The following is a 20416-nucleotide window of genomic DNA, read 5'->3' on the forward strand; positions in this document are numbered from 1 at the left end:
TCGTCGTCGACTGAACCGCTCTGGCGTCCCGGGGCCCCCGCGCTGGTGCTCGGTCGGTCCCTGCGCGCGCGGCGCAACCGAATCAGGCTGTCTCCCGGACTCTAGTGCCCGCGAGCAGGGACGACCGAACCGGGCCGCTCAGGATCGGACGAAGATCACACCCGCGTCTCAGATCGGGCACCCGCAGGTGTATGCCGTGTGGGCGGCGCCCAGCGACGCCACCACTCGTGGCACCCCACCCCGAGGAGGCCGACGGCGACGATCACGAGTGCCAGGCCCAGCGAGCCCGTCGGGGACGCCTCCCCGCCCTCTCCATCGAGGCCCACCGCCGGGACGACCACGGCGACGAGGGCGGCGAGGAGAAGGAGCACCCTGGCAGCCCTCGAGCGGACCGCCAGCGCCAGGGCGACGAGGGCCGCACCCGGCACCAGGGTCATGCCGGGGCCCATGAAGAGGACGAGCCCGGGGACCGGTGCGAGGCGCCACCACCGCGAGCGGCCGCCCAGACGAGCACCGACGACGAGGCCCAGCCCCGTGCCGAGCAGCGTGCTGAGGCCGAGGATCGCCAGGGTGCCGCCCCAGGTGAACTCGGGCGTCGTCGCGATGAGGCGCATGAAGAGCCGGGCCAGCAGCCCCCACGCGAGGCCGGCGAGGGCGCCGCGGCCGGCCGCGCGCAGCATCACCACTCCACCGGGACGCAGGCGAGGCGAGCGCCGGCGAGCCCGGTGGCGGGGTCGGTGGGGGCGGCGTGCACGACGACGGACCTCGTGCCCGGCAGCACGGGGAAGTCCACGGCGGCGCTCGAGTCGCCCGCACCGCTCGCGTCGACCGTGAAGTCGAGCCAGACCTCCGTCGCGCTCGACACGACGACGGGCGTGTGGCCTGCGTGCGCGTCGGCGTTGTAGTGCCCGCCTGCAGCAGCGGGGCCGTCCGTGTCGCAGGGGCCGTTGTGCAGGTGGGCGCCGAAGGTGCGGCCGGCGACGGACGGGTCGATCCCGCGGACGTGCAGGACGGCGGTCGTCCCGGACGGCCGGTCCACCAGCTGCAGCCGGGCCGCGGCCTCGTCGAACGGCCCCGCGCTGGCTGTGTTGAAGTCCCTCAGCTCGTCCGCGAAGCGCCAGACGGCTGCCCCTGCAACCGCGGTGGCCGCGACGGCTACCGATGCCGACAGCCCGACCAGCACTGCTGCTCCTCCACGAAATCCCTTGCGTTCCATGGCTTTCGCCCCCTCCAGAAATGAATGAACCTACAATTGGGAGACGCTCGCGGCGGGGGCTCGGGCGACACGTCCAGCAAGAAAAGACTCGTTGAATCCTCCTGTCACCCAAACGCATTCATCGCTCGTCTGTCGAAGTGATGGACGGGCTGACGGTAGGGGTCGCGACGACGCGCGAGCAGATCCCCGACGACTTCGAGAGACAGGCCGCCGCACTCTTCAATGCGGAGGCTCCCTCGCTGCTGCACCTCGCCAGGTTCTACGTCGACGACAAGACGGCGGCCGAGGACCTCGTGCAGGAGGCGTTCATCCGGCTGAGCCGCACCATGGCCCGGGTGCGCGACCCGGGCCGGGGGGCGGCTTACCTGCGGTCGATCGTCATCAACCTCGCGCGCGACCACAACCGCCGGGGCCTCGTCTCGCTGCACCACCGCCCACCCCCAGCGGACGACGAGCCCTCGGCCGAGGAGGCCGCCCTCGGTCGCAGTGCCCGCCAGGAGGTCATCGAGGCATTGCGGGCCCTCCCGGGCCGTCAACGGGACTGCCTCACCCTGCGCTACTACTACGACATGTCGCCGGCGGACATCGCTGACGGACTGGGGATGTCGGTCAACTCCGTCAAGACTCACCTGCAGCGCGGACTGCGCGCCCTGTCCGTGGCCCTCCGGGAGGAACCATGAGCGACCTCGAGCACCTCATCGAGGAGGCCCTGCGACCCACGGGGCCGGCACCACCCCCTCCGACGCGCGACCTCTTCGCACGCGTCCTGGACTCGGTCGCCGACGACCGCGCCCGGCGCCGTCACCGCCGTCGCGTCGCGGCCCTCTGGGTCGCCGCCATGGCAGCCGCCACCATCCTCGTGCTCACCCTGACGCCCCAGTCGAACGGAGACCTGCTCATGCCCTGGTGGATCCTCGAGCTCGCGACGACCATCGGCCTCGTCGCCATCGCCGTCTGGCTCGGCCCCTTCATCAAGCGGTTCGGCCGTGCCTACGCCGCCGACGTCTTCCACGACAACCCGTCGACCGGCAAGAGCTACATCGTGCTGACCGACATCGTCTACTACCTGATCTTCACGGCCTACATCTGCTTCACGGTGAAGTTCGCCCCCGACGAGGGCTGGCAGAACCTCTTCACCGGGGTCGTGACGCCGCAGCAGCTGCAGGCCGAGGTCGTCCGGCTCGGGGGGATCCTGCTCATCATCGGCGTGCTGCACGGACTCAACATCGTCCTGATGCCCGTCCTCGGCCGCCTCTTCTCCCTCAACCGGCGGGTCGACCACCACTGACGGCGCGCGCGACGGACTGCTCTCTCGATGGGTGAGGGGACCGGGCGGCATACGGAGTCGGGGGCCGGACGGCATACCGAGTCGAGGTGATCGCGCCACCCACGTGGGGTGCGGCACCACCTCGAGCCGGGGGCTGCGGGTCAGTCGGTGTGGACGTTGGTGCGCACCCAGTCGACGATCTCGTTCGTCGTCGCCCCGGGGGTGAAGATCTTGGCCACGCCGAGCGCCTCGAGCTCAGGGATGTCGTCGGCGGGGATGATGCCGCCGCCGAAGACGATGATGTCGGCGGCGTCGCGCTCGCGCAGCAGCTCGACGACCCGGGCGAAGAGCGTCAGGTGGGCGCCGGAGAGCACCGAGAGCCCGACGACGTCGGCGTCCTCCTGGATGGCGGCCTCGACGATCTGTTCCGGCGTCTGGTGCAGGCCGGTGTAGACGACCTCCATGCCGGCGTCGCGCAGCGCCCGCGCCACGACCTTCGCGCCGCGGTCGTGACCGTCGAGACCGGGCTTGGCGACGACGACTCGGATCACGCTCGCGGTGGTCTCACTCATGCGGCGCACTCTAGCCAGCCTCGTGAGACGCGTCGCGCAATAGTGACGCATCCGGCACCGACGGGGGTACGGTCGGCTCGTGGCAGTGGCAGCACGAGCGGCAGAGACGCCGCGCGCGGTCGGTGCCGCGGGTGAGGAGTCCCGCGGCCATCGCGGGGTGCTCGACGCCGCCCGTGACGTCGTCGGAGCGCTGCTCACCCCCACGGGTCTCGCGGGCGCGGCCCTCGAGGCCACCTGGATGGGCCTGCACCTCGGCCTCTACCCCCTCGGCCTGCTCGGCTCCCGGGCGAGCGACCGCCGGCAGGGCTACCGGCTCGAGCACCTGCCGCCGAGCCAGCGGGGCCTCGCCATCCACGACGTCGAGGCCGCCGAGACGCCGATCCTGCTCGTGCACGGCATGGTCGACAACCGCTCGATCTTCACCGTGCTGCGTCGCGGCCTCGTGCGCCGGGGCTTCGGGCAGATCGAGACGATGAACTACTCCATCCTCACCGGCGACATCCGCGCCGCGGCTGCGCGCCTCGGCGCCGAGGTCGAGCGGATCGTCGAGGAGACCGGCTACGAGCGCATCCACGTCATCGGCCACTCGATGGGCGGGCTCATCGCGCGCTACTACGTCACCCGCCTCGGCGGCGACGCCCACGTGCACACCCTCGTCACTCTCGGCACCCCCCACGCCGGCAGCATCTGGGCCTACGGCTGGAACAACGGGCTCACCCGCCAGCTGCGCCCCGGCAGCGCGCTCATGGAGGAGCTGGCCGGCCCGGTGAGCGACTGCCAGACCCGCTTCATCGTCTACTGGTCGGACCTCGACCAGGTCGTCGTGCCGCAGCGCAACGCCGCCCTGCACCACGAGGACCTCAACGTGCACAACATCGCGCTGCACGGAGTCGGGCACATGAGCCTGCCGATCACCGCCACGGTCGTCCACGGCATCTCGGCAGCCCTGGCCCACCTCGACTCCTCGGGTGCCACGGTCACCCCGGGGGTCAGCGCCCTGCGCACCCGGCGCCACTGAGCACCCGCCTGTCGGGGCCCTTCCGAGGCGACCTCGGCGACCCCACACTCCTGGCTGGGAGGGCTGTGAAAATTCGGTTGAAACTTCGTGGGGACAAAGGCTGTCGGCGCCCGCATGGATGCCCTAGTGTCATGCCCAGTCGCGGTCCCCCTCCAGCGCGACGGCAGCCCCTCCGCGTTTCTACCCGATTTTGCGTAACGAATCGGTCACGTTACCGTTGAGGCTCGCAGTCGGTAACGTTAGGTAATTTCTTGGTGTCCTCAAGCTATGTCGGCCGGCATCGGCCAGCTCTGAAGCCTTCACGGGGTCGACAGTTCGTCGTCCCCGTTGCGTTGCTCGGAACGACCGTGGCCGGCGGGCTCGTCATCCGCGACGCCGGTGCGAGCGAGCTGAGCCCCGAGGCAGCAGCGATGAAGAACGTCTCCAACACGGTCGCCGGCCTCGGCCTCGCGGCAGACCCGTCCGCGGTCGCCGCTGCCACCGCCAACCGCTCGGGAGCCCGCTCCTCGCGTGACCTGGCTCGCGACGCCAAGACCCTCATCGTCAGCGCCTCCATCGCCGGCAACGACACGGCTGCCGAGGCGAAGGCCAAGGCCGACCAGGCCGCCGCCGAGAAGGCCGCGCAGGCCAAGGCGAAGGCGGAGGCCGCGGCCAAGGCGAAGGCTGAGGCCAAGCGGCGCGCCATCGCCCTTGCCCACCGCTGGGTGATGCCCCTCTCGGGCTACACGCTCACCTCCGGCTTCGGCTTCCGCTGGGGCAAGATGCACCCGGCCCAGGACCTCGCGTGCCCCGTCGGCACCCCGGTCCACGCCCTGTCGAGCGGCAAGGTGATCTTCGCCGGCTGGTCCAACGAGGGCTACGGCTACATGGTCAAGATCCAGTACTGGGACGGCACCGTCTCGTGGATGGCCCACAACAGCCGCCTGCTCGTCTCGCTCGGTGACAGGGTCGTTCCCGGCCAGACCGTCTCCTACAGCGGCAGCACCGGCAACTCGACCGGCCCCCACGTTCACCTCGAGATCCACCCCGGCGACGGCAGCGCGGTCGCCCCGCGCACGTGGCTCGCCAAGCGCGGCGTCCAGCTCTGAGCCGACACGCACCACACGGCATACCGACGCACAGGCCCGCTCCCGACCAGGGAGCGGGCCTGCGTTCGTCCCAGCCCCCGGCGGTGTGCCGCCCGGTGACCTCTGCGGTATGCCGCCCGGTGACCTCTGCGGTATGCCCGCCCGGTGACTTCGGCAGGGTACGTCAGAGCTTGACGAGGGGTGCGTAGCGCAGCAGGAGGCGCTTGGTGCCGGTCTCCTCGCCGAAGTCGACGTGCGCCATCGACTTGTCGCCCTCGCCCTCGACGCGCACGACGGTGCCGAGGCCGAACGAGTCGTGGCTGACCCGGTCGCCGGAGTGCAGCGAGATGACGGGGCGCTTGCCGGCGCTGCGCACCCCGGGCCGGGCGGCCAGGGTGGCGACGGCGGGCCGGTCAGAGCCCCTCGCGCCGCTGAACGACGGGCCGAGCCGCTGCCAGTCGAGCAGGTCGCCCGGGATCTCGTCGAGGAAGCGCGACGGGGGGTTGTACTGCGGGGCGCCCCACGCGGACCGCACCGCGGCGCGGCTGAGGTAGAGGCGCTCGCGGGCCCGGGTGATGCCGACGTAGGCGAGGCGACGCTCCTCCTCGAGCTCCTTGGGGTCGGCGAGGGCGCGCATGTGCGGGAACGTGCCGTCCTCCATGCCGGTGAGGAAGACGACGGGGAACTCGAGGCCCTTGGCCGTGTGCAGCGTCATCAGGGTGACGACTCCGAGGTCTGCCGCGGTGCTCCCCTCGGGTGAGTCGGGGATCTCGTCGGCGTCGGCGACGAGCGAGACCTGCTCGAGGAACTCCTCGAGCGCGCCGGCCGGCCCGACGTCCTCGGGCTCGACGCCGGGTGGGAGCTCGCCACCGGACTCCTCGAGCTCGGTGGCCCGGCGCTCGTCGTACTCCTGTGCGACGGCGACGAGCTCGGCGAGGTTCTCGATGCGGGTCTCGTCTTGAGGGTCGTGGCTCGCGCGGAGCTCGGCGAGGTAGCCGCTCTCCTCGAGGACCATCTCGAGCAGGCCGGCCACGCTGTCGTCGGAGTCGTAGGCAGTGCGCAGCCGCTCGAGCAGCGCCGTGAAGCCCTTGATGGCGGCGACGGAGCGGGTGGCGATGCCGGGGGCGTCCTCGGCGCGTCCGAGGGCGGCCACGAAGGGGATGCGCTCGCGCTCGGCGAGGGCGGCGACGCAGGCCTCGGCCCGGTCGCCGATGCCGCGCTTGGGGGTGTTGAGGATGCGGCGGAGGTTGACGGTGTCGGTGGGGTTGGAGATGACGCGCAGGTAGGCCAGCGCGTCCTTCACCTCGCGCCGCTCGTAGAAGCGCGTGCCGCCGACCACCTTGTAGGGCAGGCCAACCCGCACGAGCACCTCCTCGACGGCACGGCTCTGCGCGTTGGTGCGGTAGAAGACGGCGACGTCACCGGGCTTGACGCCGTGAGCCGCGAGGTCGTCGATCTCCTTCGCGACGAAGGCCGCCTCGTCGTGCTCGTTGTCGCCGACGTAGCCGGTGATCATGGCGCCGTCGCCGGAGTCGGTCCAGAGGTTCTTGGCGCGGCGCCCCTCGTTGCGGGCGATGACGGAGTTGGCCGCCCGCAGGATCCGCTGCGTCGAGCGGTAGTTCTGCTCGAGCAGGATCGTACGGGCGTCGGGGTAGTCCTGCTCGAACTCGAGGATGTTGCGGATGCTCGCGCCGCGGAAGGCGTAGATCGACTGGTCGGAGTCACCGACGACGCACAGCTCGGCAGGCGGCACGGCATAGGCGCCCTCGGGGCCCTTGACCTCCCCGACGAGCTCCTTGATGAGCTGGTACTGCGCCTGGTTGGTGTCCTGGTACTCGTCGACGAGGACGTGCCGGAAGCGGCGACGGTAGTACTCCGCGACATCGGGGAAGGCCTGCAGGATGTTGACGGTCATCATGATGATGTCGTCGAAGTCGAGGGCGTTGGCCTGGCGCAGGCGGCGTTGGTACTGCGTGTAGGCCGAGGCGACCGTGCGGTCGTAGTGGTTGCCCTCGGCGACCTGCGCGGCGTAGGTCTCCTCGTCGATGAGCTCGTTCTTGAGGTTGCTCACCTGGTGCGAGAAGCCCCGCGCCGGGTAGCGCTTGGGGTCGAGGTCGAGGTCGCGCAGCACGAGGCTCATGAGGCGCTGGCTGTCGGCGGCGTCGTAGATCGAGAAGGTCGACTTCATGCCGACCTTCGCCGCCTCGCGTCGCAGGATGCGCACGCACGCGGAGTGGAAGGTCATCACCCACATCGCCCGGGCGCGGGGGCCCACGAGCGACTCGACCCGCTCGCGCATCTCGGCAGCGGCCTTGTTGGTGAAGGTGATCGCGAGGATCTGCCCCGGCTGGGCCCCCCGCTCGCCGAGCAGCCACGCGATGCGGTGGGTCAGCACGCGCGTCTTGCCCGAGCCCGCGCCGGCGACGATGAGCAGCGGGGTTCCCTCGTGCACGACGGCCTCGCGCTGGTGCGGGTTGAGGCCCGCGAGCAGCGCCTCCGGGTCGAGGTCCGTATGCCGTGTGGCCGGGGCGGCGACGCCGCCGCGGGCCGCCGCCTCCGCCCACGTGGGCACACCCTGCTCGGTCACCCCCGTGACGGGCCCCACCCCTCCGGGACTCGTCGACCCACCGGTGGCGGCTGCCCCCTGCTCTCGGTCGAAGCCGGGGAAGGAGAGGTCGTCGAAGAGCGTGCTCATGATGGGCACCAGCCTACGTCGCAGCGCCCACAGCGACGCCCCGCCACCCACACCGGCGAGAATGGGGCGGTGACCGACTTCGAGATCCGCGAGGCCACGCCCGCCGACGTGCCCGACCTCATCCGCCTCGTGCGCGAGCTGGCCGCCTACGAGCGCGAGCCCGAGGCGGCGACAGCGACCCCGGCCCAGTTCGCGACGGCACTCTTCCCCGACGACGGCGACCCGACGGCATACGCCCTCGTGGCCGTGCGGGAGGGCGCTGTCGTCGGCATGGCGCTGTGGTTCCGCAGCTTCTCCACCTGGACGGGGGAGGCCGGGATCTGGCTCGAGGACCTCTTCGTCGAGCCGGAGCAACGTGGGAGCGGCATCGGGGCGGCCCTGCTCTCGCGCCTCGCCGCGATCTGCGTCGAGCGCGGCTGGACCCGGCTCGAGTGGACCGTGCTCGACTGGAACACGCCCTCGATCGAGTTCTATCGCTCCCGGGGCGCGACGGCGCTCGAGGAGTGGACGACCCACCGCGTCGACGGCGCCGCCCTGCGCCGTCTCGCGCGGGCGTGACCCGCCATGACCCACCGGGACCATCGTCCCTAGCGAGCCCACCGCCCACCGCGCGATGCTGTGCGTAGCCCCCGAGACCGGAGTCACCATGCCCCCATCCCTCCGACGACGCATCGGCCCCGTCGACACGATCTGGCTCAACATGGACCGCCCCAACAACCTCATGGTCATCGAGTCGCTGATGTTTCTCGGGGGCGTGCCGGACTGGGACGAGGTCACCGAGCTGATCCGTCGCCGGGTCGTCGAGCCGTTCCCCGTGTTCCACCAGCGACCCGAGACCGCGGGGGTCTCCGGGGTCCTCGGGCAGCCGTACTGGGTGGACGACGAGGACTTCCGTCTCGAGCGCCACATCCGGCGCTTCACGCTGCCCTCGCCGGGAGACGACCGGACGCTCCAGCGCCACATCGAGGGCTACCTCGACCGGCCGCTCGACCACGGCCACCCGCTCTGGGAGCTCCACCTCATCGACGGCCACGGGCCGGGCTCCGCGATGTTCCTGCGCATCCACCACTCGCTCGCCGACGGCATCGCCCTGACGAGGGTGCTGATGTCGCTGACCGAGGGCGATCCGGCCGACGCGGCGGGGCCGATCCCGACGACCCGGGTGGCGCCCGAGGCCACACTGGCGGGGGCGATGGACAGCCCCGAGGTCGTCGCGGCCGTCGAGGCGGCCGTCGGGACGTTCGAGGCCGTCGGGCAGCTCGAGCACCTCGAGCTGCCGGCGGGCGCGGAGTGCGGGCCGGGCGACGAGCTGCCGCCTGCCGACGAGCGCGGGATCGTCGACGACGAGCGCGGGCAGGTCGACGAGCGCGGGAGCGCCCTGCGACTGCCCACCCCGCCCCTCGTGGGCGCGGGCCTGCGGCTCGCGCGTGACGGCATCGGGCAGCTGCTCCGGCTGAGCACGCCGGGCGGCCTGCGGGACACCGCGGACCTCGCCGTGCGCACGACCCGCGTCGTCGCGCAGCTGCTCCTCACCCACAACCCGCCGAACCCCCTCGACGGCGCCCCGGGCGGCACGAAGCGCGTCGTGTGGAGCGAGCCGCTCCCCCTCGTCGGGCCCAAGCAGCTCGGCCGCCTGGCCGGGGCCACGCTCAACGACGTGCTGATGAGCGCCGTGGCTGCGGCCCTGCACCGCTACCAGCTCGACAAGGGGGCCGACCCCGTCGACCTCGTGACGATGGTGCCGGTCAACGTGCGCCCCCTCGACGAGCCGCTCCCGCCGGAGCTCGGCAACCGCTTCGCACTCGTCTTCTTCCGCTACCCGAGCGCCCTCTCTGCGCCGCTGGCGCGACTGGCGGAGACCAAGCGCCGGATGGACTGGCTCAAGCACTCCCCCGAGGCCGTTCTCACCTTCGCGCTCATCACCGCGATCGGCCGGACGACGGCGGGCATCGAGCGCTACATCGTCGACTTCTTCGCCAACAAGGCGATCGGGGTGACGACCAACGTCGCCGGGCCCCGGTCGACGCGCAGGCTCGCCGGCGTGCCGGTCACGGGAGTCATGGGCTGGGTACCGGGGTCGGGCAGGCAGGTCGTCGGCGTCTGCATCTTCACGTATGCCGGCACCGTGCGGGTCGGGTTCATGGCCGACGCGGCCGTCGTGCCCGACCCCGAGCTCCTCCTCGCCGCCTTCGAGGACGAGCTCGACCACCTCGTCCACATCGGCCGGCCACGTCCGGGCAGGGGAAAGGCCGCGAAGGCGGCGAAGGCCGGCGGCAAGAAACAGCGGAAGGGCCCGAAGGCGGGCGCCGGAAAGGGGCACGATGCCGACCGACCACGCACGGCGTGACGTCGAGGTCCACGCCCCGCTCGACGCGGTGCTCGCCACGATCCGCGACCTCGCGAGCCAGCCGGAGTGGATCCCGACGATCCAGGAGGCCGAGGTCCTCGAGACCGATGACGCGGGCCTGCCCCTGACGGCTCGCTTCGCCGCGTCGACCGCGGTCGGCACGGATCGCTACACCCTCGCCTACGAGCACGCCCCCGACGGCATGAGCTGGTCGATGGTCGAGGGCCGTCTCCAGACCGGCCAGGAGGGCGTCTACACGGTGGAGCCGCTGGGCGCAGACCGTGCGCGTGTCACCTACGACCTCACGATCCACCACAACCTGCCACTGCCCGGCTTCATCCGCTCGCGGATCATCAAGGGGCTCGTCGACGAGACGCTCACCGGCCTGCGGACCCGGCTCGACCCGGTGTCGTGAGCGGGGCGGGTGAGGCGGTCGTAGGGTGGCTGGCATGACCACTGCGACCAGCGTCTTCGTGTCAGAGCCCGGCGAGCGCGACGTTCTCGAGGTGCGAGAGCACGATGTGCCGGCGCCCGGCAGGGGCGAGGTGCAGGTCGAGCTCGCCGCCGCCGGCGTCAACTTCATCGACGTCTACAAGCGGCAGGGCATCTACCCCGTGCCCACCCCCTTCGTCCTCGGGGAGGAGGGCGCCGGCACGGTGGTCGCGGTCGGTGCCGACGTCTCCGGTCTCGCCGTCGGTGACCGGGTGGCGTGGTGCCAGGCACCGGCCAGCATGTCGACCATCACCAACAAGCCGGCCGACAAGGTCGTGCCGGTGCCCGACGGGGTCGACCTCGAGGTCGCCGCAGCCGCCATGCTCCAGGGCCTCACCGCCCACTACCTCGTGACGAGCACGTATGCCGTCCGCGAGGGCGAGGTGGCCCTCGTGCACGCCGCGGCCGGTGGGGTCGGACAGCTCCTCGTGCAGCTCATCACGCAGCGTGGCGCGAGCGTGGTGGCGACCGCCGGCACCGACGAGAAGCTCGACATCGCAAGGGCGCTCGGTGCACATCACCTCATCAACTACTCGACGTTCTCGTCGTCCGACGACCTGGCGGCCGCGGTGCGCTCGGCCGCCGGCCGGGGCGTCGACGTCGCCTACGACGGTGTGGGCAAGGCGACGTTCGACGCGTCCCTCGCCTCCCTGCGCCCGAGGGGAATGATGGTCCTCTTCGGTGGCGCCAGCGGCCAGGTGCCGCCCTTCGACATCCAGCGTCTCAACGCCGGAGGGTCGCTCTTCCTGACGCGACCGTCCCTCGGCCACTACGTCGCCGATCGCGACGAGCTCGAGTGGCGCGCGCGCGAGGTGCTCGGTGCGATCGCGGACGGTTCACTCGCCATCGACATCGGGGGCCGCTACCCCCTCACCGAGGCCGCAGCGGCCTATGCCGCCCTCGAGGGCAGGCAGACGACGGGCAAGCTCATCCTGGTGCCCAGCGCATGAGCCGCACGCTGCTGCGCCACGACCGCATCTGGACCGGCGACGTCGAGCACCCTTGGACCACAGCGCTGCTCGTCGAGGACGGCCACATCACCTCGGTCGGCTCGCCCGCCCTCGAGGCGGAGGCCGATGTCGTCGTCGACCTGCCCGGCGCCCTCGTGATGCCCGGCCTGCACGACGCCCACATCCACACCGAGTGGGTGGCCCGGAGCCTCTCCTCGGTGGACCTGCACGAGGCACGCTCTCTCGAGGAGACCCTCGAGCTCGTCCGGGCCCACGCCGAGGGCCTCGCGCCCGGCGAGTGGCTGCACAGCGGCCGGTGGAACCACAACGTCTGGGAGGTCCCGGTCCAGCCTGACCGCCACTCTCTCGACACCGTCTCCGGCGACCGCGTCGCGGCCCTGTCGAGCGTCGACGGCCACACGATCTGGGCGAACTCCGTTGCGCTTCAACGCGCCGGCATCACCCGCGACACGCCCGACCCGGTCGGTGGAGAGATCGTGCGCGACGCCGACGGCGAGCCGACGGGCATCCTGCGCGAGTCGGCACAGGAGCTGCTCGACGTCATCGAGCAGGACCAGGCGCCGCTGCGGCCCTGGCTCGAGAAGGCGCAGGACCTGCTCCTCTCGGTCGGCCTGACGAGCGTCACCGACATCGACGGGGAGGAGACCCGCGCGGCATACGCCGAGATGCACGCGGAGGGAGCCCTCCGGCTCCGGGTCACGAAGTGCACCCGCGACCCCGACCTCGAGCTCGCGATCGCGCAGGGGCGCCGGTCGGGCCAGGGCGACGACCGCTTCCGGGTCGGGCCCGTCAAGTTCTTCAGCGACGGCGCCCTCGGCTCGCACACGGCCCACATGACCGAGCCGTTCATCGGCCACGAGGGCTGCGGCATCGCGGCGATGCCCTACGAGGTGCTCCTCGAGCGCACCCTGCTCGCGGTGCAGTCGGGGCTCGACGTCTGCACGCACGCCATCGGCGACGAGGCCAACCGGCTCGTGCTCGACACGTTCGAGGCGGTGCGCGCTGCCGGGCACGATGCGGTGCTGCGAGTCGAGCACGCCCAGCACGTACGGCCGATCGACCTGCCTCGCTTCCGCACGCTCGACGTCATCGCCTCGATGCAGCCGAGCCACTGCACGGCCGACCTCGAGCTGGCAGACCAGATCATCGGTCCGCGCCGGCTGGCGTCGTACGCGTGGCGCAGCTTCCTCGACGCCGGGGTGCGCCTCGCTTTCGGGTCGGACGCGCCGGTCGAGGACCCCAACCCCTTCTACGGGCTGCATGCCGCCGTCACCCGGCAGCGTGCCGACGGCTCGCCCATGGGCGGCTGGCGGCCCGAGGAGCGGATCACCCTCGACGAGGCCGTGCGCGCCCACACCGTGGGGGCGCACGAGGCGGTCGGACGCACCGACGTCGGGCGTCTCGCGCCGGGCCAGCTCGCCGACCTCATCGCGGTCGACCGCGACCTGTGGACGCTCGAGCAGTCGGCCCCGGCCGGCATCCGCGACACCGTCGTGCTCCAGGCCTGGATCGGCGGCGAGCTCGCCCACGAGCGCGCCTGAGCCACCCGGCATACCCCCGCGGGTAGCCCACCACCTCGCCCACCCCAGCCTGCCTGCCGGACCCAGCCGGGCGGCATGCCCCGCGCCGACGGACGACCATTGGTCGCCTGAAGCGGGGCGACGTGGGGTGGGTGAGCCTACGGCCGAGGGCCGGTGCGACCAATGGTGGTCGGTCGGCGCCCACACCCCCGGATCCTGACGTAGTCGGTGCCGTGGAGGCCGTCCTGCCTGAGGGCTGCCCGCGCCAAGACGGACTGCACCCAAGCCGACTTGAACATCGCCTGAGGCCAGGACACCCGGATGACAAGCCAGCCATCGAGCACGAGCTCGTCGTAGCGCCAGCAGTCTCCGTCGATCACTGACGGTGACGTGTGGAACTCGTGGCTGTCACCCTCGACGACGATCCGCAGCTCGGGGTCCACGAGGTCGGGGCGAATGCGCCGGCCCGCCACCCGGATACGGCGCTGCGGGTCCAGGCGGAGGCCGGGCACCTCGGTCGAGATCGCTCTGATGACGGATTCGAAGGCATTGGCAGGCCGTTCGCTCGCGAACCACGCGACGTCGAAGGCGGCATCACGCCCGCGGCCGGGGAGCGCGTTCGCGGCGCGCATGAGCTCGGCAGACGTCACGAGCCCCGACCTCAAGGCCGAGTCGGCGACCGCGAGTGCCTCGTCGAACGGCAACGTCGTGGCACAGTCCAGCACGGTGCGGAGCGGGGTCGTGCGCCAACCGTCGACGTCACCCGGAGCGAGCCGTTGCCAACGGATGCGGGCGGATGACCGAGCGTCCTCCGGCACCTTGCGTCCCCGTGGCACGATCAGCTCTGGCACGGTTGGCTGCCACTTGAGCGACCACTCGTACGACGCCGCTGCGCTCCGCAGTCCGGCAACAGCCGTGAGCCGGTGCGCCGCCACCCGGGCCGCCTCAGCCGTGGGGAGGACATACCTGCCACGCGCCACCCTGTGGATGCGAGCCGCCTGGAGCGCGTCATCGAGGCGACGACGACCCACGGCGGCCTTGAGCTGACCGTGGGTGGCAACCCCACCCATGCGCTGCATGACCTCGGCGATGTCCACCTCGCCAGCGTCGCGGAGACGTCGTCACGGCCTCTCCGGTTATCCACAGCCGACGGACGACCCTTGGTACACGGAGCTGCAGCGACACGCCACTGTGGGCGCAGGACGTAGGTGCACCGCTGACCAACGGTCGTCGGTCGGCCTCGTTGGGTCTGAGCAGCGCTGCCGCGGTGGGCGGACGGTCAGGACTCGCCGGGAACGACGGCGAGCAGGAGGGTGGCGAACCACGTCAGCGCGCCGACGACCGTGAGGAAGACTCCGATGATCCCGACCCCACCGGCGCCCCCAGCCGTCGACGAGCGCCTGCGGCTGCGACCGACGAGCACGAGCACGACGCCCGCCACGAGCCAGACCAGACCGATGAGCAGACCGGCGAGCACCCCTGCGTTCCACCGCACCTCAGCCACACATCCCAGACCTCGGTGACCGACGCAGGGTCACCAGAGGGCGGCGACGAGAACGTTGGCCACGGCCCCGCCACCGGCGACGTCGAGCAGCGTGCCGGCGTCCTGGCCACGCTTGGTGCGGGCCCGGCCGATCTCGGCCGCCGCGACGACGACGAGGGCGATGACGAGCTTGACCGCGATCTTCGTGTTGTCGACCTCGTGGGAGTCGTCCTTGATCGCCGACGCGATGCCGACGAGGGCGAGGCCGGTCACGAGCTGGGCGCGTGCCCCCCAGACGATGGGCGCGATGAGCGTGCGCCCGCTCCGGACGGCGATCCACCCGCCGACGACAGCGGCCATGCCGAGCAGGTGGAGGGCGACGAGCACGTTGTAGACGAAGTCCATGGCCGTCATCCTACGGAGCGTCGTATCCCCGGTGCCGCCGCCCCTGCCACGTCAGGAGCCGTGGCCCCGCGTGAGGTCGTGGAGCGCCGCGAGCCGACGCCACGACGACGTCAGCGGGTAGTCGGCGATCCGGTCGAGGGGCACCCAGCGCGCATCGGAGGTCGTGCCACCGATGTCGTGGATGACGACCTCGGTCGGCTCGGGACACGTTGCGGCATAGACGATCCGGACGGCGTGGAAGTCCTCGAGCGCCCCCGACGGGGCCCTCCCCAACCAGTGCTGCGACTGGACGGTGAGCAGGCAGCCGAGCTCGATCCGCTGGCCCGTCTCCTCCCACACCTCGCGGTGCACGCCGGCCACCGGTGACTCACCGTCGTCGAGCCCACCCCCGGGCAGCCCCCAGTCACCGGCGACATTCGTCTGCGAGTTGAACTGCGTCAGCAGCACTCCCCGCTCGCTCGTCACGACGGCGTAGGCCGCGACGCGCTGGTAGGGCTCCCCCACCTCGTCGGGTGCCACGTCGAGGTCGCGCGGCACCTCAGGCGTCCCTGGCGGTATGCCGTCCAGCGGGCTCACGACGTAGGTGAGCTCGAGCGCCCCGTCCTCGCGCACCGTGGCGGAGTGTGCGGACCGGGCGCCCCACCCCGACAGGGCGAGCACGTGCACCGGGTCGGCGCCGTGGTCGAGACGCGCGCGGGCCACGGCGCCGCCGGTGTCGACCACCCCGACGACGTGCACGCCGCCGGGCACGTTAGTGCGCACCGGACGGGTCATGCCGACACCGCCCGCACGAGCGAGATCGCGCGGTGGTACTCACCCACGGCCAGACGGGCCACCTGCGACCACTCCTGCTCCGGAGGGTGGGCGACGTTCCACGCACGCATCTCTGCGACACGGTCGAGATCGGTTGCCAGAGAAGCGATTGCAGAAGCCATCTCCGAGTCGCTCGAGACGACAAGGCCGTTCACTCCGTCATGCACGAACTCCCCCACCCCAGAGCCGGTTCGGCCGATCACCGGCAGGCCGACGGTGCGCGCCTCGAGGGCGGCGATCCCGAACGACTCGAGGCGTGCAGGTGACAGGTAGACGTCGGAGGCGGCATACCTCTCTCTCAGCTCCTCGCGCGAGACGCGTCCGGGCAGGCGGACCCAGCCGAGGTCGTGCTCACGCACGTGGCGCTCGACCCGCGACCGCTCGGGCCCCTCTCCGAGGATGGTCAGCGTGATGGCGCCCGCTCCGGCGAGAGCCTCGGCCTGTGCCACGACGCCGACGAGTGCGGCAGGTCGCTTGCGCTTCGCGAGGCGCATCGCCGTGACGAGGCGCAGCGGACCCGGCGGCCGGGCGACCGGTCCGGCTGCCCACCGGCTGACGTCGATGCCGTTCGGCAGCACCGAAACGGTGCTCCCCGGCTCGACGAGGCGGCGCAGCGGCTCGGCCGCCACGTCGGAGACGGCCGACATCGCGACCCCCCGGGCGGCCCAGCGGCGCACGAAACGGCCGGCGTCGAAGACCGGGGCGAGGTCGGCGAGCATGCAGTGCCATGTCATGGCCGTGGGCAGTCCGAGCCGCAGCGTCACCCGGGTCGCGTCCCACGCGAAGGGCGACACGACGCCCGTCTGCACGTGCGCGACGTCGAAGCCACCGCCGACGAGGCGCCGGCGCAGCTCCGGCGGAGCCCACGGGTTGATCGGGAGCTGCCATGGAAGGCGAGCCGCCAGCCGGTGGACCGGGATCCCGTCGACGACCGTGATCTCACCGCGCCGCTCGCCGTCGGCACCCTGGGTCGCGGTGAAGACCTCGACCTCGTGGCCGAGCGCGACGAGCGCCCGCGCGAGGTCGTGCGTCTGCACCTCGATGCCGCCGAGCCGCGGCAGATAGCAGTCGGACAGGAGGGCCACCTTCACAGGCTTCACTCTGTCATGCGAAAAGATGGGTCGATGCCACGCACCCTGCTCGCCTTCCACGCCCACCCCGACGACGAGGCCCTCCTCACCTCGGGCACGATGGCGCGCGCCGCGGCGGAGGGCCACCGGGTCGTGCTCGTGGTCGCGACCGACGGGGAGCTGGGTCTCGCGTCGCAGGAGTTCGCGGCCGACGGTGCCCTCGCCGGGCGTCGGATGGCCGAGCTGCGGCGCAGCGCCGCCGCGCTCGGGGTGAGCCGCGTGGAGCACCTCGGCTACGCCGACAGCGGGCTCGGCCCGGAGGTCGCGCCCGACCCGCCGGGGGCGACGCGGTTCGTCCGCGCCGACGTGGAGGAGGCGGCCGCCCGGCTCGCGGCGATCCTCACCGAGGAGGACGTCGACGTCCTGCTCTCCTACGAGCCCAACGGCGGCTACGGCCACCCCGACCACAAGCAGGTGCACGTCGTCGGCCGGCGGGCCGCCGCGCTCGCCGGCACGCCGCGGGTCCTCGAGGCCACGGTGCCGCGCGACACGATCTGCCGGGCCATCGACGTCGCGGCCAAGGTCTACCGCTTCCCTCCGGAGTTCGACCGCTCGAGCTTCGACCGCGCCTTCTCGGCTCGCAGCGAGATCACGCACCGGATCGACGTCCGGCGCCACATCGCGGCCAAGCGCGCCTCGATGCGGGCGCACGCGTCGCAGGCAAGCGCCGACGGGGGCGCCGACCGCACCCTCGCCGCCTTCCTGCGCATCCCCCGGCCGCTCTACGACCTCGTCTTCGGGCGCGAGTGGTTCGTCGACCCCGCCGCCCGGCCGGGCGACCCGCTGCGCCGCGACGTCTTCGAAGGGCTCCCCTGACCCGAGGGCCGTATGCCGTCCGCCCCGTCGTGTGACTCCGCGTGTGACTCCGCGTGTGACTCCGCGTGTGACTCCGCTCCCCATCGTCGTCCGCCGTGTCGCGGGAGGCGGATGATCGAAGGGTGAGCTGGTGGCGGGACCGTTGGCCGACGGTGTTCTTCCTCGGCTCCGCCGGCCTGCTCGGCGGCGGGGCGGTCGCCACGCTGCTCGGCGCCGACGAGACCGCGCGGTGGCTCTGGATCGCGGCGACGGCGTTCGGCCTCGTGGTCTCCCTCGTCTCGACGGCCCGGGCCGTGCAGCGCCGGTCGCCGACGGTCGACATCATCGCCGTGCTGGCCCTCGCAGGAGCGCTGTGGGTCGACGAGCCCTTCGCCGGAGCGATGATCGCCGTCATGCTCTCGACCGGTCAGCTGCTCGAGTCCAGGGCCGCGGCGCGCGCCAGCCGTGAGCTGCGCCTCCTCGTCGAACGCACGCCGCGGACCGCTCGGCGGGTCACCTCCGAGGGCGTCACCGAGGTGCCGGTCGAGGACGTCGTGCCGGGCGACCACCTCGTCGTCGGCAGCGGTGAGGTGGTGCCGGTCGACGGGCGGCTCGAGGCCGCCGGCACCCTCGACGAGTCGGCTCTCACCGGTGAGGCCCGCCCGGTCGAGCGAACCGCCGGAGACGACGTGCGCAGCGGAGTCGTCAACGCCGGCCCCCCGATGGACCTCCTCGCCACCGCCCCCGCCGCGGAGTCGACGTATGCCGGTCTCGTCCGTCTCGTCGAGCAGGCACAGGCCTCCTCGGCTCCCTTCGTGCGCACGGCCGACCGCTTCGCCATGCTCTTCGTGCCGCTGACGCTCGTGCTCGCGGGTGCGGCCTGGGCCGTTGCGGGCTCGCCGTTGCGCGCGGTGGCGGTCCTCGTCGTCGCGACCCCGTGCCCGCTGCTGCTCGCCGCCCCGGTGGCGATCATGTCGGGGCTCTCCCGGGCCGCGCGGATCGGCGTCGTCGTCAAGGGCGGCGCGGCCCTCGAGGCCCTGGCCGCGGGCCAGGTCATGCTCTTCGACAAGACGGGAACGCTGACGCGCGGGCGCCCCGAGCTCGCGTCGGTCGTGACAGCCGGCGGCGAGGGCGACGGCACCGACGCGCTGCGGCTCGCAGCCTCGCTCGACCAGGTCTCGCCGCACCCCCTCGCGAGTGCGCTCGTCAGCGCAGCTCTGGGCAGGGGTCTCGAGCTCTCGATGCCGACCGACGTCCACGAGGTGCACGGTTACGGGCTCGAAGGTGTCGTCGACGGGCACGTCGTGCGGCTCGGCAAGGCCTCCTGGATCGTCGGCAACGCCCGACCGCCCTGGCTCCAGCGCGTGCGACGGCGGGCTGCCCTCGACGGCTCGCTCACGGTCTTCGTCGCCGTCGACGGGGTTGCCGCCGGGGCCTTCCTCCTCGAGGACCCGATCCGCTCCGACGCACCGCGGATGCTCGCGATGCTGCGCTCCTCGGGCATCACCCGCACGGTGTTGCTCACCGGGGACCGGGCCGACGTCGCCGAGGCAGTGGGCCGGATCGTCGGTGTCGACGCCGTGCTCGCCGACTGCGACCCCGCCGACAAGCTGGCCGTCATCCGGGCCGAGTCCGGCACGGCACGCACCATCATGGTCGGCGACGGGGTCAACGACGCCCCCGCCCTGGCGGCGGCGGGAGTGGGCGTCGCGCTCGCCGCTCGCGGGGCGACTGCGTCGTCGGAGGCCGCCGACGTCGTGCTCACCGTCGACCGGGTCGACGCGCTCGCAGACGCCATCCTCATCGCCCGCAGGTCACGGCGCATCGCCCTCGAGGCGGTCGTCACCGGCATGGGTCTCTCGTTCGTGGCGATGGTGGCAGCCGCCGTCGGGCTGCTCCCCCCGGCCGCCGGAGCCGTGCTCCAGGAGGGCATCGACGTGCTCGCCATCGCGATCGCGCTGCGGGCCCTGCTGCCCGGGCGCCTGCACACCATCGCGATGTCGGAGGCGGACGTCGCGACCGCGCACCGGCTGCGCGCCGAGCACGACCTCACGCTCGGGACCGTCGAGCAGATCCGCAGCGTCGCCGACGACCTCACGGGTGACGACCTCGACCTGGCCCCCGTCGCGTCGCTGCTCGACCGCCTCGAGCACCAGCTCATCCCGCACGAGCGCGCCGACGAGGACCTCCTCATGCCGCTCGTCGACCGAGCCCTCGGCACGGACGCCACCGCGACGATGCGACGCACCCACGCCGAGATCGAGCACCAGGTCGGCCGGCTCAGGAGACTCGTCGCCGAGCTCGACGGCACGGCTGGCGGGTCCGCTCCCCCACCCATCTCGCCGGAGGACGTCGTGGAGCTGAGACGCATCCTCTACGGCCTCTATGCGGTGTGTCGCCTGCACAACAGCCAGGAGGAGGAGGGCGCCTTCGCCCTCGTGCCGGCGACCGCGACACCGCAGCACCCGAGCCACCTGCCGGCCCACCTCCCGGCGATGCGGCGCCGCACCCGTTCGTGACGAGGGATCGCCCGGGTCTGCCGGCGGGCCGACCCGGCCGGACGGCATACTGGCGCGTGCTGCTCCTCAGCAGGAACCTCGACGACGATGAAGGCGGCGCGCTCGT

20 protein-coding genes are annotated in these 20416 nt (G+C 72.3%); 11 read left to right on the forward strand and 9 right to left on the reverse strand.

The genetic code is table 11. The features are described from left to right. Positions 1-155: 155 nt before the first annotated feature. A complete protein-coding gene (locus FBY41_RS02080; protein ID WP_141841765.1) occupies positions 156-680 on the reverse strand; it encodes a hypothetical protein in 525 nt (174 codons plus the stop codon). Continuing rightward, positions 680-1216 carry a superoxide dismutase family protein gene (locus tag FBY41_RS02085; protein ID WP_141841766.1) on the reverse strand — a complete coding sequence of 179 codons (537 nt, stop codon included), beginning with the start codon at positions 1214-1216 and terminating at the stop codon, positions 680-682. Before FBY41_RS02085 ends, FBY41_RS02080 begins: the two co-directional genes overlap by 1 nt. Positions 1217-1356: 140 nt before the next feature. Between FBY41_RS02085 and FBY41_RS02090 the strand changes: the two genes are divergently transcribed. Together FBY41_RS02090 and FBY41_RS02095 are read left to right on the forward strand one after the other, a co-directional pair. Continuing rightward, entirely contained in the window at positions 1357-1896 is a 540-nt protein-coding gene (locus tag FBY41_RS02090) for an RNA polymerase sigma factor (protein WP_141841767.1), read from the forward strand. Further along, positions 1893-2504, forward strand: coding sequence for a hypothetical protein (locus FBY41_RS02095; protein WP_141841768.1), 612 nt, complete (start codon positions 1893-1895; stop codon positions 2502-2504). Before FBY41_RS02090 ends, FBY41_RS02095 begins: the two co-directional genes overlap by 4 nt. 140 nt (positions 2505-2644) lie before the next feature. Here FBY41_RS02095 and FBY41_RS02100 read toward each other — a convergent pair whose 3' ends face one another. Further along, positions 2645-3055 (reverse strand): cobalamin B12-binding domain-containing protein, encoded by a 411-nt coding sequence (locus tag FBY41_RS02100; protein ID WP_141841769.1) that lies wholly within the window; start codon positions 3053-3055, stop codon positions 2645-2647. Between the two features lie 79 nt (positions 3056-3134). Here FBY41_RS02100 and FBY41_RS02105 point away from each other — a divergent pair, with 79 nt between their 5' ends. Both FBY41_RS02105 and FBY41_RS02110 read left to right on the forward strand, forming a co-directional pair. Next, positions 3135-4073 carry an esterase/lipase family protein gene (locus FBY41_RS02105; RefSeq protein ID WP_260439506.1) on the forward strand — a complete coding sequence of 313 codons (939 nt, stop codon included), beginning with the start codon at positions 3135-3137 and terminating at the stop codon, positions 4071-4073. Positions 4074-4420: 347 nt separating this feature from the next. Beyond that, entirely contained in the window at positions 4421-5161 is a 741-nt protein-coding gene (locus FBY41_RS02110; RefSeq protein ID WP_260439507.1) for a M23 family metallopeptidase, read from the forward strand. Positions 5162-5324: 163 nt separating this feature from the next. Here the strand turns inward: FBY41_RS02110 and pcrA are convergent, their stop codons facing one another. Further along, the gene (gene pcrA / locus FBY41_RS02115; RefSeq protein WP_141841771.1) at positions 5325-7835 is read right to left on the reverse strand and encodes a DNA helicase PcrA; all 2511 of its coding nucleotides are present in this window, start codon (positions 7833-7835) and stop codon (positions 5325-5327) included. 69 nt (positions 7836-7904) lie between these two features. On the opposite strand from pcrA, the gene FBY41_RS02120 reads away from it, so the two are divergent. From FBY41_RS02120 to FBY41_RS02140, 5 genes are all read left to right on the forward strand, one after another. After that, positions 7905-8393 carry a GNAT family N-acetyltransferase gene (locus tag FBY41_RS02120; RefSeq protein WP_141841772.1) on the forward strand — a complete coding sequence of 163 codons (489 nt, stop codon included), beginning with the start codon at positions 7905-7907 and terminating at the stop codon, positions 8391-8393. An 88-nt stretch (positions 8394-8481) separates the two neighbouring features. After that, the gene (locus FBY41_RS02125; RefSeq protein ID WP_185748850.1) at positions 8482-10182 is read left to right on the forward strand and encodes a wax ester/triacylglycerol synthase domain-containing protein; all 1701 of its coding nucleotides are present in this window, start codon (positions 8482-8484) and stop codon (positions 10180-10182) included. Beyond that, a complete protein-coding gene (locus FBY41_RS02130) occupies positions 10157-10597 on the forward strand; it encodes an SRPBCC family protein (protein WP_141841774.1) in 441 nt (146 codons plus the stop codon). The genes FBY41_RS02125 and FBY41_RS02130 overlap by 26 nt, the downstream gene beginning before the upstream one ends. A gap of 34 nt (positions 10598-10631) precedes the next feature. Next, the gene (locus FBY41_RS02135) at positions 10632-11624 is read left to right on the forward strand and encodes a quinone oxidoreductase family protein (protein WP_141841775.1); all 993 of its coding nucleotides are present in this window, start codon (positions 10632-10634) and stop codon (positions 11622-11624) included. Then, on the forward strand, positions 11621-13186 hold the full coding sequence (locus FBY41_RS02140) for an amidohydrolase (RefSeq protein ID WP_141841776.1): 1566 nt from the start codon (positions 11621-11623) through the stop codon (positions 13184-13186). The genes FBY41_RS02135 and FBY41_RS02140 overlap by 4 nt, the downstream gene beginning before the upstream one ends. A 137-nt stretch (positions 13187-13323) precedes the next feature. Here FBY41_RS02140 and FBY41_RS02145 read toward each other — a convergent pair whose 3' ends face one another. The 5 genes from FBY41_RS02145 to FBY41_RS02165 all read right to left on the reverse strand — a co-directional run bounded on the left by FBY41_RS02145 (position 13324) and on the right by FBY41_RS02165 (position 16966). Further along, complete coding sequence (locus FBY41_RS02145) at positions 13324-14262, reverse strand: hypothetical protein (RefSeq protein ID WP_185748851.1); 939 nt, start codon at positions 14260-14262, stop codon at positions 13324-13326. Between the two features lie 182 nt (positions 14263-14444). Beyond that, positions 14445-14669: a hypothetical protein gene (locus FBY41_RS02150; protein ID WP_260439508.1), complete on the reverse strand. Its 225-nt coding sequence runs from the start codon at positions 14667-14669 to the stop codon at positions 14445-14447. 30 nt (positions 14670-14699) lie between these two features. Further along, a complete protein-coding gene (locus tag FBY41_RS02155) occupies positions 14700-15062 on the reverse strand; it encodes a hypothetical protein (RefSeq protein ID WP_221629191.1) in 363 nt (120 codons plus the stop codon). 42 nt (positions 15063-15104) lie between these two features. Beyond that, a complete protein-coding gene (locus tag FBY41_RS02160; RefSeq protein ID WP_260439509.1) occupies positions 15105-15827 on the reverse strand; it encodes an NUDIX hydrolase in 723 nt (240 codons plus the stop codon). Then, the gene (locus FBY41_RS02165; protein ID WP_311769349.1) at positions 15824-16966 is read right to left on the reverse strand and encodes a glycosyltransferase; all 1143 of its coding nucleotides are present in this window, start codon (positions 16964-16966) and stop codon (positions 15824-15826) included. Before FBY41_RS02165 ends, FBY41_RS02160 begins: the two co-directional genes overlap by 4 nt. A gap of 24 nt (positions 16967-16990) precedes the next feature. Between FBY41_RS02165 and FBY41_RS02170 the strand changes: the two genes are divergently transcribed. Together FBY41_RS02170 and FBY41_RS02175 are read left to right on the forward strand one after the other, a co-directional pair. After that, a complete protein-coding gene (locus FBY41_RS02170) occupies positions 16991-17812 on the forward strand; it encodes a PIG-L deacetylase family protein (protein ID WP_141841778.1) in 822 nt (273 codons plus the stop codon). A gap of 122 nt (positions 17813-17934) precedes the next feature. Continuing rightward, positions 17935-20310, forward strand: a complete 2376-nt coding sequence (locus FBY41_RS02175; RefSeq protein WP_141841779.1) for a heavy metal translocating P-type ATPase — start codon at positions 17935-17937, stop codon at positions 20308-20310. The last annotated feature ends 106 nt before the right edge of the window (positions 20311-20416 follow it).

Origin of the sequence: Humibacillus xanthopallidus, assembly GCF_006716675.1 — a bacterium.
Lineage (GTDB): Bacteria > Actinomycetota > Actinomycetes > Actinomycetales > Dermatophilaceae > Humibacillus > Humibacillus xanthopallidus_B.